The 13,485-nt window shown below is 56.5% G+C and carries 14 protein-coding genes, 1 tRNA gene and 1 pseudogene; 15 read left to right on the plus strand and 1 reads right to left on the minus strand.

What is annotated here, in order from left to right:
* Window positions 1-107 precede the first annotated feature (107 nt).
* On the minus strand, window positions 108-578 hold the full coding sequence (locus FEZ62_RS02840; RefSeq protein WP_069901621.1) for a Dps family protein: 471 nt from the start codon (window positions 576-578) through the stop codon (window positions 108-110).
* Between the two features lie 465 nt (window positions 579-1,043).
* Here FEZ62_RS02840 and aspS point away from each other — a divergent pair, with 465 nt between their 5' ends.
* The 15 genes and pseudogenes from aspS to FEZ62_RS02915 all read left to right on the plus strand — a co-directional run bounded on the left by aspS (window position 1,044) and on the right by FEZ62_RS02915 (window position 13,346).
* Window positions 1,044-2,819: an aspartate--tRNA ligase gene (gene aspS, locus FEZ62_RS02845; protein WP_172926756.1), complete on the plus strand. Its 1,776-nt coding sequence runs from the start codon at window positions 1,044-1,046 to the stop codon at window positions 2,817-2,819.
* A gap of 62 nt (window positions 2,820-2,881) precedes the next feature.
* Window positions 2,882-3,631, plus strand: coding sequence for a YebC/PmpR family DNA-binding transcriptional regulator (locus FEZ62_RS02850; RefSeq protein ID WP_069901623.1), 750 nt, complete (start codon window positions 2,882-2,884; stop codon window positions 3,629-3,631).
* 217 nt (window positions 3,632-3,848) lie between these two features.
* Complete coding sequence (ruvC, locus tag FEZ62_RS02855) at window positions 3,849-4,373, plus strand: crossover junction endodeoxyribonuclease RuvC (protein ID WP_069901625.1); 525 nt, start codon at window positions 3,849-3,851, stop codon at window positions 4,371-4,373.
* Window positions 4,374-4,475: 102 nt separating this feature from the next.
* Window positions 4,476-5,087, plus strand: a complete 612-nt coding sequence (gene ruvA, locus FEZ62_RS02860) for a Holliday junction branch migration protein RuvA (RefSeq protein ID WP_069901626.1) — start codon at window positions 4,476-4,478, stop codon at window positions 5,085-5,087.
* The gene (gene ruvB / locus FEZ62_RS02865; RefSeq protein ID WP_069901627.1) at window positions 5,084-6,136 is read left to right on the plus strand and encodes a Holliday junction branch migration DNA helicase RuvB; all 1,053 of its coding nucleotides are present in this window, start codon (window positions 5,084-5,086) and stop codon (window positions 6,134-6,136) included. The genes ruvA and ruvB overlap by 4 nt, the downstream gene beginning before the upstream one ends.
* A 174-nt stretch (window positions 6,137-6,310) precedes the next feature.
* Window positions 6,311-6,785: pseudogene (gene ybgC, locus FEZ62_RS02870) on the plus strand (tol-pal system-associated acyl-CoA thioesterase).
* Entirely contained in the window at window positions 6,766-7,461 is a 696-nt protein-coding gene (gene tolQ, locus FEZ62_RS02875; protein WP_069901629.1) for a protein TolQ, read from the plus strand. The pseudogene ybgC and the gene tolQ overlap by 20 nt, the downstream one beginning before the upstream one ends.
* A 32-nt stretch (window positions 7,462-7,493) precedes the next feature.
* Window positions 7,494-7,946 carry a protein TolR gene (gene tolR, locus FEZ62_RS02880; protein WP_090515807.1) on the plus strand — a complete coding sequence of 151 codons (453 nt, stop codon included), beginning with the start codon at window positions 7,494-7,496 and terminating at the stop codon, window positions 7,944-7,946.
* On the plus strand, window positions 7,946-8,974 hold the full coding sequence (gene tolA / locus FEZ62_RS02885) for a cell envelope integrity protein TolA (protein ID WP_172926757.1): 1,029 nt from the start codon (window positions 7,946-7,948) through the stop codon (window positions 8,972-8,974). The genes tolR and tolA overlap by 1 nt, the downstream gene beginning before the upstream one ends.
* Entirely contained in the window at window positions 8,971-10,269 is a 1,299-nt protein-coding gene (gene tolB / locus FEZ62_RS02890) for a Tol-Pal system beta propeller repeat protein TolB (protein ID WP_172926758.1), read from the plus strand. Before tolA ends, tolB begins: the two co-directional genes overlap by 4 nt.
* 55 nt (window positions 10,270-10,324) lie before the next feature.
* Window positions 10,325-10,822, plus strand: coding sequence for a peptidoglycan-associated lipoprotein Pal (gene pal / locus FEZ62_RS02895; protein WP_069901633.1), 498 nt, complete (start codon window positions 10,325-10,327; stop codon window positions 10,820-10,822).
* A gap of 6 nt (window positions 10,823-10,828) precedes the next feature.
* Window positions 10,829-11,638, plus strand: coding sequence for a tol-pal system protein YbgF (gene ybgF, locus FEZ62_RS02900; protein ID WP_172926759.1), 810 nt, complete (start codon window positions 10,829-10,831; stop codon window positions 11,636-11,638).
* Window positions 11,639-11,777: 139 nt separating this feature from the next.
* Window positions 11,778-12,425 carry a 7-carboxy-7-deazaguanine synthase QueE gene (gene queE / locus FEZ62_RS02905; protein WP_069901909.1) on the plus strand — a complete coding sequence of 216 codons (648 nt, stop codon included), beginning with the start codon at window positions 11,778-11,780 and terminating at the stop codon, window positions 12,423-12,425.
* Between the two features lie 98 nt (window positions 12,426-12,523).
* The gene (gene queC / locus FEZ62_RS02910; RefSeq protein WP_069901635.1) at window positions 12,524-13,213 is read left to right on the plus strand and encodes a 7-cyano-7-deazaguanine synthase QueC; all 690 of its coding nucleotides are present in this window, start codon (window positions 12,524-12,526) and stop codon (window positions 13,211-13,213) included.
* 57 nt (window positions 13,214-13,270) lie between these two features.
* A tRNA-Lys gene (locus tag FEZ62_RS02915) sits at window positions 13,271-13,346 on the plus strand.
* Window positions 13,347-13,485 lie beyond the last annotated feature (139 nt).

The raw sequence follows: 13,485 nt of genomic DNA on the forward strand, positions 1-13,485 counted from the left end.
GGGCTTTTTTGAGGGTTGATTTCACAGGTTTGCGGGTGTGGATGCGATGAGTGGTGGCCATTTGATGTGAAAAAGCCCGGCGGCGCCGGGCTTTTCGGGTGCAAGGCTTAGCTTGCCAGCAGGCTGCGCAGCATCCATGCGGTTTTCTCATGCACTTGCATGCGTTGAGTAAGCAGGTCGGCAGTCGGCTCATCGCTGACTTTATCCAGCAGCGGGAAAATACCGCGCGCTGTGCGGGTGACGGCTTCCTGACCTTCAACCAGCAACTTGATCATTTCCTCAGCGCTTGGCACGCCTTCCTCTTCTTTAATAGAAGACAAGCGCGCGTAGGCTGCATAAGTACCGGGAGCCGGGAAGCCCAAAGCGCGGATGCGCTCGGCAATATCGTCAACTGCCAGCGCCAATTCGGTGTACTGACCTTCGAACATCAGGTGCAGGGTGTTGAACATCGGGCCGGTGACGTTCCAGTGAAAATTATGGGTCTTCAGGTACAGGGTGTAAGTGTCAGCCAGCAGGCGGGACAGGCCTTCTGCAATGGCGGCACGATCCTGCTCGTTGATACCGATATTGATTTCCATGCCACTTCTCCTTTCACGTTGGGCGGGGCTGCTGCGTTCGTTAGCCCGAGGCTAGCACGCGAGCTGTTGCCGGATGATTTCAGCTTATGCCAGATACGTTATATGTAGAGGCTTCTTAGTCCGTTTTGGTTCAATCAGCTATCAAAATGATTGCACATAACGCCATGGCTGCACGCAATTTCTCTATTGTTAATGGTGCGCCAGGCGCTGTCGAGACCATTTATTGACGGGTACATTATTGGCATGTGACGGCTAGCAACGCTCGCGGCTGCAAGAGTTGTCCGAACGCTATATAATCTCGCCCTTTGCCACGGTTTATGCAGTGACGGGTAAACCAAGAACATCGCAGTACCTGCTTCGCGTCATCCTTTAACAGAGGTATAGAGCGTGGCAGTACCGCCAGATATAGCGCGCCGCGACGCTCGCGGCCCAACGAAATCAAGACTCAGAGAAGCGATTACTATCATGATGCGCAGCCACTATTGCGGCCAGTTGAACGAGAGCCTGGACGGTCAAGAAATCACCCTTTGCGGCTGGGTCCACCGTCGCCGCGACCATGGCGGAGTCATCTTCCTTGATATCCGTGATCGTGAAGGTCTGGCTCAGGTGGTTTTCGACCCTGACCGTGTCGAGACATTTGCCACCGCCGATAAGGTGCGCAGCGAATATGTCGTCAAGATCACCGGTAAGGTGCGTCTGCGTCCGGCGGGTGCGGTAAACCCGAACATGGCCTCTGGCGCAATCGAAGTGCTGGGTTATGACCTCGAGGTGCTCAATGAAGCCGAAACCCCGCCGTTCCCGCTGAACGAATACAGCGATGTGGGCGAAGAGACTCGTCTGCGCTATCGCTTCATCGATCTGCGTCGCCCGGAAATGGCCGCCAAGCTCAAGCTGCGTTCCAGCATCACCACCAGCATCCGTCGTTATCTGGATGAAAACGGCTTCCTTGACGTGGAAACGCCGATCCTGACCCGTGCAACTCCAGAAGGCGCACGTGACTATCTGGTGCCTAGCCGCACCCATGCTGGCAGCTTCTTCGCATTGCCGCAGTCGCCTCAGCTGTTCAAGCAGTTGCTGATGGTGGCTGGTTTCGACCGTTACTATCAGATCGCCAAGTGCTTCCGTGACGAAGACTTGCGCGCTGATCGTCAGCCGGAATTCACCCAGATCGACATCGAGACCAGCTTCCTCGACGAAACCGAGATCATGGGCATTACCGAGAAGATGGTGCGCCAGCTGTTCAAGGAAGTGCTGAACGTCGAGTTCGGCGATTTCCCGCACATGACCTTCGAAGAGGCCATGCGCCGTTACGGCTCCGATAAGCCGGACCTGCGTAACCCGATGGAACTGGTTGATGTGGCTGATCAGCTCAAGGACGTTGAATTCAAAGTATTCAGCGGCCCAGCCAACGATCCGAAGTGCCGTGTTGCGGCTCTGCGTGTGCCAGGCGGCGCGAGCATGCCGCGTAAGCAGATCGACGACTACACCAAGTTTGTCAGCATCTACGGTGCCCGCGGTCTGGCGTACATCAAGGTCAACGACCGTGCGGGCGGCGTTGAAGGTTTGCAGTCGCCTATCGTCAAGAACATCCCGCTGGAAAACCTCAATGTCATCCTTGATCGCGTTGGCGCGGTTGACGGCGACATCGTGTTCTTCGGCGCAGACAAAGCCAAGATCGTTTGCGAGGCGCTCGGTGCGCTGCGTATCAAGCTCGGCACCGACCTTGATCTGCTGACCTGCGAGTGGGCGCCGATGTGGGTTGTCGACTTCCCGATGTTCGAAGAGAACGAAGATGGCAGCTTCACCGCGCTGCATCACCCGTTCACCGCACCGAAGTGCACACCGGATGAGCTGCAGGCCAATCCGGCCACCGCGCTCTCGCGTGCCTACGACATGGTGCTCAATGGCACCGAGCTGGGTGGCGGTTCGATCCGTATTCACCGCAAGGAAATGCAGCAAGCGGTCTTCCGTCTGCTCGGCATTGAAGCGGCTGAACAGGAAGAGAAGTTCGGCTTCCTGCTCGACGCCCTGAAGTTCGGCGCGCCACCACACGGCGGCCTGGCATTTGGTCTGGATCGTCTGGTGATGCTGATGACCGGCGCCCAGTCGATTCGCGAAGTTATCGCCTTCCCGAAAACCCAGAGTGCTGCCTGCGTCATGACGCAAGCGCCGGGTGAAGTGGATAACAAGGCCCTGCGCGAGCTGCACATTCGTTTGCGCGAGCAGCCAAAGGCTGAGTAAAACCGCAACAAGACTGAGCGCCGGGTTTCCCGGCGTTCACAGGTAATAAGGTTGGAGTTGTTATGGCAGGTCATTCCAAGTGGGCGAACATCAAGCATCGCAAGGGTCGTCAAGACGCCAAGCGCGGCAAGATTTTCACCAAACTCATTCGTGAACTGACAGTTGCGGCCAGTCAGGGCGGTGGTATCCCTGCGGATAATCCACGTTTGCGGCTGGCCGTTGATAAAGCCCTGACGGCGAACATGACGCGAGACACGATTGATCGCGCCATTGCTCGTGGTGTTGGCTCAACCGATGGCGACAAGGTCGAGGAGCTCAGCTATGAAGGGTACGCGCCCAATGGCGTGGCCATCATCGTTGAAGCCATGACCGATAACCGCAATCGCACGGCCGCAGAGGTTCGCCATGCGTTCACCAAGTGCGGCGGCAACCTCGGTACCGATGGTTCGGTTGCTTACATGTTCGACCGCAAAGGGCAGATCAGCTTTGCTTCAGGCGTTGATGAAGAGGCATTGCTTGAGGCTGCGCTTGAGGCCGGTGCGGATGATGTGGTCACCAACGACGACGGTTCGGTGGATGTGTTCACCAGCTTTGCCGATTTTATCGCGGTGAGTGAGGCGTTAACGGCTGCTGGTTACAAGGCCGAAGAGTCTGAGGTGAGCATGATCCCGTCGATCTACTCAGAATTGACCGAGGTCGAGACGGCGCAGAAGGTGCTGAAACTCATCGATATGCTCGAAGATCTCGACGATGTGCAGAACGTCTACTCCAATGCTGATATTCCTGAAGAAGTTATGGTTCAGCTGGGTTGATGCAGCCGAAGAAGGACGCCGCAAGGCAGGTTTTGCCGAGTGCGCTTGTCGCTCGCGATGTTCTTCAGATGTTCCAAAGAATAAGGCCGGAGCTTGCTCCGGTTTTTTTTATCTGCGCAACAGCTGGGCTTAAGCTCTATAAAGAGTCCATCTGCATCGTCAGCAAGGAGTTCCACGTGGTTGGGTTGTTGCAGCGTGAGTGGTTTGGGAGTCGGGCGTGACGCTGATTCTTGGCATTGATCCGGGGTCGCGTATTACCGGTTACGGCATTGTCCGCGACACGGGGCGCACCTGTGAATACGTGGCGTCCGGCTGTATTCGCACCGGCAGCGGCCCGTTGCCCGAGCGACTGCAAATCGTTTTCCGTGGCGTGCGTGAAGTTATCGAAACATTCGGCCCGGTAACCATGGGCATCGAGCAAGTATTCATGGCGCGTAATGCCGACTCGGCGCTCAAGCTGGGCCAGGCGCGGGGCGCTGCGATTGTGGCGGGTGTCGAGGCAGGGCTGGACGTGGCTGAGTACACTGCCACTCAGGTCAAGCAGGCCGTTACGGGCAGCGGCGGGGCGGATAAAGAGCAAGTGCAAATGATGGTCATGCATTTGCTTAAACTGGTAAAAAAACCACAGATCGACGCCTCGGATGCGCTGGCGATTGCCTTGTGTCATGCGCATCATCGCCAGAGCCTTATCCCCCATGGTTTGGCGGGGGCCAAGCGCCGGGGCGGGCGTTTGCGCCTGTAATTGCGCGGCGTTGGTTGCTGTGCAATGGTGGGTTTAGATCAAATTTAAAGTATTCGCGCTCGGCGATAGCCTGAGCATGACTGAACATTCAAGGATGTAGCTGTGATTGGACGTTTGCGCGGCACCCTGGCGGAAAAGCAACCGCCGCATCTGATCGTCGATGTAAATGGCCTTGGCTATGAACTCGAAGTCCCCATGTCGACCCTTTATCGCCTGCCCGCGCTGGGCGAGCCGGTAACCCTGCACACGCATTTAGTGGTGCGCGAGGATGCTCAGCTGTTGTACGGCTTCTTCGAGCGACGCGAGCGTGAGCTGTTTCGCGAGCTGATTCGTCTTAATGGCGTCGGCCCCAAATTGGCGCTGGCCTTGATGTCGGGGTTGGAGGTCGATGAGTTGGTGCGTTGCGTGCAGGCGCAAGATACCTCCACCTTGGTCAAGGTGCCGGGCGTTGGCAAGAAAACCGCCGAGCGGCTGCTGGTTGAGCTCAAAGACCGCTTCAAAGCATGGGAAACTGTGCCGGAAATGGCTGGATTGGTGCTGCCGAGTGCGATGCCAAGCCTTGCCCCGAGCGCTGAAAATGACGCCGTGAGTGCGCTGATTGCATTGGGCTACAAGCCGCAGGAAGCCAGCCGCGCGGTGTCGGCCGTTAAGCAGGACGGCATGAGCAGTGAAGAACTGATTCGCGCCTCCCTGAAGGGAATGATTGCTAAATGATCGAAGCTGACCGCCTTATTACCGCCAGCACGCGTGACCGTGATGAGCAGGTTGATCGTGCTATTCGCCCGCTGAGCCTAGCCGAATACATCGGTCAGCCGATTGTGCGCGAGCAGATGGAGTTATTCATCGAAGCAGCTCGGGCGCGCAAAGAGTCGCTGGATCACACGCTGATTTTTGGCCCGCCTGGTCTGGGTAAAACCACGCTGGCCAATATCATCGCCGAAGAAATGGGCGTTTCCATCAAGAGCACGTCTGGCCCGGTGTTGGAGCGGCCAGGTGATCTGGCAGCCATGCTGACCAATCTGGAGCCTGGCGATGTGCTGTTTATTGACGAAATTCATCGCCTCTCGCCGATCGTCGAGGAAGTGCTGTATCCGGCAATGGAAGATTTCCAGCTCGACATCATGATCGGTGAAGGTCCGGCGGCGCGCTCGATCAAGCTCGATCTGCCGCCGTTCACGCTGGTCGGCGCTACGACACGGGCGGGCATGCTGACCAATCCACTGCGTGATCGCTTCGGCATCGTGCAGCGGTTGGAATTTTACAACACCGAAGATTTGGCGACGATTGTTCAGCGATCCGCCGGCATTTTGAACTTGCCGATTGTCGAGCAGGGCGCTGTCGAAATTGCCCGGCGCGCACGCGGCACGCCGCGAATTGCCAATCGCCTGTTGCGTCGGGTTCGCGACTTTGCCGAAGTGCGCGGCAAGGGCGATATCAGCCGGGAGATCGCCAATCTGGCGCTGAATTTGCTGGATGTCGATGAGCGCGGCTTTGATCATCAGGATCGGCGTTTGCTGCTGACCATGATCGAGAAGTTCGATGGCGGGCCGGTGGGTGTAGACAGCTTGGCGGCGGCCATCAGCGAAGAGCGTCACACCATTGAAGATGTGCTGGAGCCTTACCTGATTCAGCAGGGCTACATCATGCGTACGCCGCGCGGTCGGGTCGTGACCCGGCATGCCTATTTGCACTTTGGTTTGAATGCGCCGAAGCGGATGGGCGATTTACCGACGGCAGACCTGTTTGATGCGGCGGATGAATAAGCACAACTTGCGCTAAGCTCGGCGGGGAATGAAAAAATTTCCCATTTGAGTGAATCAAAGTGCCACATGTCGGTCTCAGAACTGCGGCTTACTGCCTCGGCGTCAGGCGGCGAAAAAAATAGTTAAAAATACTTGCTCAGACCCATTGGCAAGTTGAGGAGCTAGCACTAGAGTATGCGCGCACAAAACGGAGTCCCGCCGTTCGCTCATCGTTGTCGTATCTACTATGAAGACACCGATGCCGGCGGTATCGTCTACTACGTTAATTACCTCAAGTTTATGGAACGGGCTCGCACCGAGCGACTGCGTAATCTGGGCTTCTCCCAGCACACGCTCGCAGGTGAGGGCCTGTTATTCGTCGTGCATTCAACCGAGGTGCGTTACCACGCACCGGCACGGCTGGATGATGAAATTGAGGTCAGTGCCCAAGTTATTGAATTAAACCGTGCAAGCCTGCGTTTTCGTCAACAGGTTCGGCGGGTTGTGGATGATGCACTGCTCTGTGAAGGGCAGTTTCTGGTGGCCTGTGTGCGCGCCGATAATTTAAAACCCCGGGCCATTCCGGACATGCTGCGTAAGGCTTTTGCCGAGCAGGGTGGCGCGGGTCGACCTGAAGCAGGAGAGTAAGCGTGGAAGCCAACGCCGTTGACCACATGTCGATGTGGAGTTTGATCACCAATGCCAGTCTGGTTGTACAGCTGGTAATGCTGACCCTTGTGGCGGCTTCGGTCACCTCGTGGGTGATGATTTTCCAACGTACCACCATGTTGCGTGCCGCCAAGCGCGCACTCGACAGCTTCGAGGAGCGTTTCTGGTCGGGTATCGATTTGTCCAAGTTGTATCGTCAGGCGGGCAGCAACCCGGACCCGGATTCAGGTCTGGAGCAGATTTTCCGCGCCGGCTTCAAAGAGTTCTCGCGTCTGCGTCAGCAAACCAATGTCGACCCGGATGCGGTCATGGACGGCGTTGCCCGCGCCATGCGCGTAGCCATTTCGCGTGAAGAAGAGAAGCTTGAAACCAGCTTGCCATTCCTCGCCACCGTTGGCTCAACCAGCCCGTATGTGGGTCTGTTCGGCACCGTGTGGGGCATCATGAATTCCTTCATCGGCCTGAGCACCGTGCAGCAGGCGACATTGGCAACCGTAGCGCCAGGTATTGCCGAAGCACTGATCGCCACCGCGATTGGCCTGTTCGCCGCGATCCCGGCCGTTATTGCCTACAACCGCTTCTCGTCGCGCGGTGAGATGTTCATTGCCCGTTACTACACCTTTGCAGATGAGTTCCAGGCGATCCTGCACCGCAAAGTTCACGCATCGGACGAATAAGTCCTTGGCTCACTCAAAAGGTTCTATAAGCCATGGCCAGAATTCGTAACAGACGCAAGCCAGTCGCCGAAATGAACGTGGTGCCGTACATCGACGTGATGTTGGTGCTGCTGGTTATTTTCATGGTGACTGCGCCCATGCTCAATCAAGGCGTTAAGGTCGATCTGCCGAAAGTCAGCAGCGAAGCCTTGCCGCAAGACAATAATTCGCAGGTGCTGACTATTTCGATCAAGGCCGACAAGACATTCTATTGGAATATGGGCACCGAGGTTGATACCGATACCGTGCAGGATAAGGCGGTAACCCTTGATGACATGACCAAAGCGGTCACGGCGATCATTGCCGAAAGCCGTCGTCAGGGCAAAACAGTGCAGGTGTTTGTACGCGGTGATAAATCTGTTGATTACGGCACGGTGATGTCAGCGATGGGCGGCTTGCAGAAGGCTGACGTTGGTAACGTCGGGCTGATAACTGAGGCCCCTTGATGCGTGAGCAACGTGAGCCAACAACGTCAGAGAGCTATTTTTGGCCGGTAGTGTGGGCAATAACCCTGCACGTATTGATCTTCGGCATGCTCTTTGTCAGCTTCGCTTTTGCACCGGACCTGCCGCCAGCGCGGCCGATTGTGCAGGCGACCCTGTACCAGTTGAAATCGCAAAGCCAGGCGACCCAGCAAACGAATCAGAAGATTGCTGGCGAAACCAAGAAAACCTCGGCTCCACAGTACGAGGTAGAGCAGCTGGAGCAGAAAAAGGCCGAGCAGCAGAAAGTAGCGGCGGCAAAAGCGGCGGAACAAAAGAAGGCCGATGAGGCTCAAAAAGCCGAAGCGGCTAAAAAGGCAGAGGCCGAAAAGCAAGCTGATGCTGCGAAGAAGGCTGAAGCGGCAAAAGCTGCAGAACAGAAGAAGCAGGCCGATATAGCCAAGAAGAAAACCGAAGAAGAGGCCAAGAAAAAGGCCGCTGAAGACGCTAAAAAGAAAGCAGATGAGGACGCCAAGAAAAAAGCGGCCGAAGATGCTAAGAAAAAGGCTGCTGAAGACGCGAAGAAGAAAGCGGCGGCAGATGCTAAGAAGAAAGCCGATGAGGCCGCCAAGAAAAAGGCCGGCGAAGAGGCCAAGCGCAAGGCGCTGGAAGACAAGAAGGCAGCGGCACTGGCCGAATTGTTGTCGGATGATGTAACCCATCAGCAGGCAATGGCTGATACCGTAGGTGATCAGGTGGCCGGTAATCTGGACGATTTGATAATCAAGCTGGTGAGTGAGCAATGGCGGCGTCCACCTTCAGCCCGTAACGGGATGAGCGTAGAAGTCACGATAGAGATGCTACCGGATGGCACTATCACTAACGCCAGTGTTACTCGCTCAAGTGGCGATGGACCGTTCGACAGCTCAGCCGTACAGGCGGTGCGTAACGTGGGTCGTATCTCTGAAATGCAACAACTTGACCGTGCGACGTTCGACAAGCTCTACCGCAAACGTCGTGCTGTATTCAAACCGGAGGATTTAGATCTGTGAATACCCTGATACGTATCGTCCTGCTGAGCCTGACCATGATGGTCGGCGCAGTTCAGGCAGCTGATCCGCTGGTGATCAGCTCGGGTACCGATCGTGCGACGCCGATCGCCGTTGTGCCATTTGGATGGCAGGGCGGCAGCGTGTTGCCCGATGATATTGCCGAAATTATTGGCAAGGACCTGCGCAACTCCGGCGTGTTTGAGCCGATTCCAAAGCAGAACATGATCAGCTTGCCGACCACGGCAGGCGAGGTCATCTACCGCGACTGGCAAGCGCTGGGCGCGCAATATGTGCTGGTCGGTAATATGGTGCCAAGCGGTGGCCGTATTCAGGTGCAGTTCGCCCTGTTGAACTTGGCCACCCAGCAGCAGGTTCTGACCGGCAGCGTCGGCGGCACGACCGAGCAGCTGCGCGACATGGCGCACCATATTTCGGATCAGTCGTTCGAGAAACTCACCGGGGTCAAGGGCGCGTTCTCGACGCGTCTGCTGTATGTGACCGCAGAACGCTTCTCGGCTGAAAACACCCGCTTCACCTTGCAGCGTTCGGACTACGACGGTGCGCGTGCAGTGACGTTGTTGCAGTCGCGTGAGCCAATCCTGTCGCCAAGTTTTGCACCGGATGGCAATCGCATCGCCTATGTGTCGTTTGAGCAGCGCCGCCCGCGTATTTTCGTGCAGCACATCGACACCGGTCGCCGCGAACAAATCACCAGCTTTGAAGGCTTGAACAGTGCTCCGGCCTGGTCGCCGAATGGCAATCGCCTGGCATTTGTCTTGTCGCGCGATGGCAATCCTGAAATTTATGTAATGGACATGGGCTCCAAGAGCTTGCGCCGGGTGACCAACCATTACGCAATCGATACCGAACCGTTCTGGGGTAAAGATGGGCAGACGATCTACTTCACGTCTGACCGTGGTGGTAAGCCGCAGATCTACAAAACAAACATCAACAGTGGTTCGGTTGAGCGGGTCAGCTTCGTAGGAAACTACAACGCCAGTCCGCAATTATCTGCTGATGAAAAAACCCTGGTAATGGTTCATCGCCAGGAAGGTTTCACCAACTTTAAAGTTGCAGCACAAGATCTGCAGCGCGGCAATGTGCGTATTCTTTCAGATACAAATTTGGATGAGTCGCCTACTGTTGCGCCTAATGGCACCATGATAATCTTCGCAACCCGCCAGCAGGGTCGGGGAGTCTTGATGTTAGCGTCCGTGAACGGTCGCGTAAGGCTCCCTCTTCCTACCGCTCAAGGCGAAGTTCGAGAGCCTTCCTGGTCCCCTTTCCTGAACTGATGCGGCGCTTTAAAACAATTTGCTTAACACACTGGGGTTCTTGAGGAGTTACATGATGGATATGTTGAAATTTGGCAAGTTTGCAGCACTCAGCCTGGCATTGGCTGTAGCCGTTGGTTGTTCGTCTAAAGGTGGCGACACCGCTGGCGAAGGCGCTGTAGACCCGAACGCTGGTTACGGTGCTGACACTGGTTCCGTAGACGGTAGCTTGAGCGAAGAAGCGGCACTGCGCGCTATCACTACTTTCTACTTCGAATACGACAGCTCTGACCTGAAGCCAGAAGCCATGCGCGCTCTGGACGTTCACGCCAAAGACCTGAAAGCTAACGGTTCGCGCGTAGCTCTGGAAGGCCACACTGATGAGCGCGGTACCCGCGAATACAACATCGCCCTGGGCGAGCGTCGTGCTAAAGCCGTTCAGCGTTACCTGGTTCTGCAGGGCGTTTCGCCTGCACAGCTGGAACTGGTTTCCTACGGCGAAGAGCGTCCAGTTGCTACTGGCAACGACGAGCAGTCGTGGGCTCAGAACCGTCGCGTAGAACTGCGTAAGTAATTCGACATGCGAAATTGCCGCCGTGTTGTAGCCGTTTTTGCACTCAGCTTGCCGCTTCTGGCGCAGGCTGAGATTCCTGTGGTGGATAACAATGGCGGCAGCGCCATGTATACATCTGATAGCAACAACACGGGCGGCGCCTACGTTGGGGGCGGGGCTTCGGCCCCGGCCTCAGCGCAAGGCATGTTGTTCAACCAGTTGCAGCAAATGCAAGATGAACTCGGGCGTTTGCGCGGGATGGTTGAAGAACAGCAAGATGAAATCCGTCGCATGAAACAAGAGAATCTTGAGCGTTATAAAGATCTCGATTCGCGACTGAGCAGTGGGGCCTCATCGGCTGCCACCCAGAATTCAAGTAGTGCCAGTGCTGGCACCCCTGAGGCCGCGTCTGGCAACAATGCCGGGCAAGCGTCGTCAGCGGGTAGCGCGCCTGCAGATCCGGAGAAGGAGAAGCTGTTTTACGACGCTGCCTTCGACCTGATCAAAACCAAAGACTTCGATAAAGCCAGCCAGGCTTTTACCGCGTTTTTGCGTAAGTACCCAGACAGCCAGTACGCCGGTAACGCGCAGTACTGGTTGGGTGAAGTGAATCTTGCCAAGGGCGATCTGCAAGGTGCCAGTCAGGCATTTGCCCGCGTCAGTCAGGCGTACCCGCAGCACAGCAAAGTGCCGGACTCGCTGTTCAAACTGGCAGACGTCGAGAAACGTCTGGGCAATACTGACAAGGCCAAAGGCATTCTGCAGCAAGTCATTGCCCAATATCCGGGCACTTCGGCGGCGCAGTTGGCGCAACGTGATTTACAGCGTTTACAATAAGCCCATGCTTCAAGCGTTTTCCCAAAGCCCGCGAGAATCGCGGGCTTTTCATTGGGGCTTTATTGCTCGGCAGTAGAGTTCCGGTTCTTTCCTGCAACGGAGGCGGATGGCCTGTTTAGCCGTCACGCCCGTGGCACTTATGCAAAATACCCTGCGCATTACCGAGATTTTTTACTCGTTGCAGGGGGAGACGCGTACAGCCGGATTACCGACTGTGTTCGTGCGCCTGACCGGCTGCCCCCTGCGTTGTCAGTACTGTGACACCGCCTATGCCTTCACCGGCGGCGAGATCATGTCACTCGACAGCATCCTCGCCCGCGTCGCGGCTTATAACCCTCGCTATATCTGCGTGACGGGCGGCGAGCCGCTGGCGCAACCCAACAGTATTGCCTTGCTGCAACAGCTGTGCGACGCCGGCTATGAAGTCTCGCTGGAGACCAGTGGTGCGCTCGACGTCTCGTCAGTCGATCCGCGCGTAAGCAAAGTGCTCGACCTGAAAACGCCGGGCTCGGCTGAGGTGGCGCGCAATCGCTACGACAACATTCAGTGGCTGAGCCGTAACGATCAGGTCAAGTTCGTGATCTGCTCGCGTGAAGACTACAGCTGGGCGGTGAGCAAGCTCATCGAATACCGGCTGAACGAGCGGGCAGGCGAGGTGTTGTTCTCGCCCAGCCACGCGCAGGTCTCGGCGCGTGATCTTGCAGATTGGATCGTGGCCGACAATTTGCCGGTTCGCCTGCAACTGCAACTGCACAAAATTCTCTGGGACGATGCTGCCGGCCATTGAGCCGCGAGCGGCTAGTCGAGTGACCAGCCGCTTAATTGCCTATTCTTTTTTAGCAGGCGCAGCAAGCGCTGCGCCGGCGTGAACACGCGAGGAAAATCATGAGTGATAAAAAAGCCGTTATCTTGCTGTCGGGCGGGCTCGACTCGGCCACTGTGGTGGCGATGGCCAAGGCCGACGGATACAGCTGCTACACCATGAGTTTTGATTATGGCCAGCGTCACCGTTCCGAGCTGCAAGCGGCTGAGCGAGTCGCTCGTCAGTTGGGCGTAGTCGAGCACAAGGTGATCGGCCTGAACCTTAATGGCATGGGTGGCTCGGCGCTCACTGACGCCAGCATTGCCGTGCCCGAGAACGCAGCAGGCGCCGCGCCAGCTCCCGGCATTCCGGTGACTTACGTACCGGCGCGCAATACCGTGTTTTTGTCGTTGGCGCTGGGTTGGGCAGAAGTGCTGGGTGCACGCGACATTTTCATTGGCGTGAATGCGGTGGACTACTCGGGTTATCCCGATTGCCGGCCCGAGTTTGTCGAAGCCTTCGAGCGCATGGCCAATCTGGCAACCAAGGCGGGCGTTGAAGGCAACGGCTTCCGCATTCAGGCGCCACTGCAGAATATGAGCAAGGCTGAAATCGTCGCGGCGGGGATTGCCCTCGGCGTTGATTATGCCCAGACCGTTTCCTGCTACCAGGCCGATGACGATGGCCGCGCTTGCGGCAAGTGCGACAGTTGCAGCCTGCGCGCAGCCGGTTTTGCCGCGGCTGGTGTGGCCGATGCAACCCGCTATGTGTAAATTTTTTCTTGTTGGGTGTTGAAATCCTGATAAAAATCAGTATTATACGCGCACATCGGGTCGTTAGCTCAGTTGGTAGAGCAGTTGGCTTTTAACCAATTGGTCGTAGGTTCGAATCCTACACGACCCACCAGATATCCTTCGCAAGAAGGTAAAGAAACCTGAAATGCACAGCCAATGTGAATTTCAGGTTTTTTTTCGTCTGCAGTTTCTAATCCCCAGTCGCGCCTCGTTTGCAGCGGTGGTGCGGTTGCCGGATAACGCCAGCTTGG

This window comes from Pseudomonas sp. MS19, assembly GCF_013277615.1.
In the GTDB taxonomy this organism is placed as follows: Bacteria; Pseudomonadota; Gammaproteobacteria; order Pseudomonadales; family Pseudomonadaceae; genus Aquipseudomonas; species Aquipseudomonas marincola.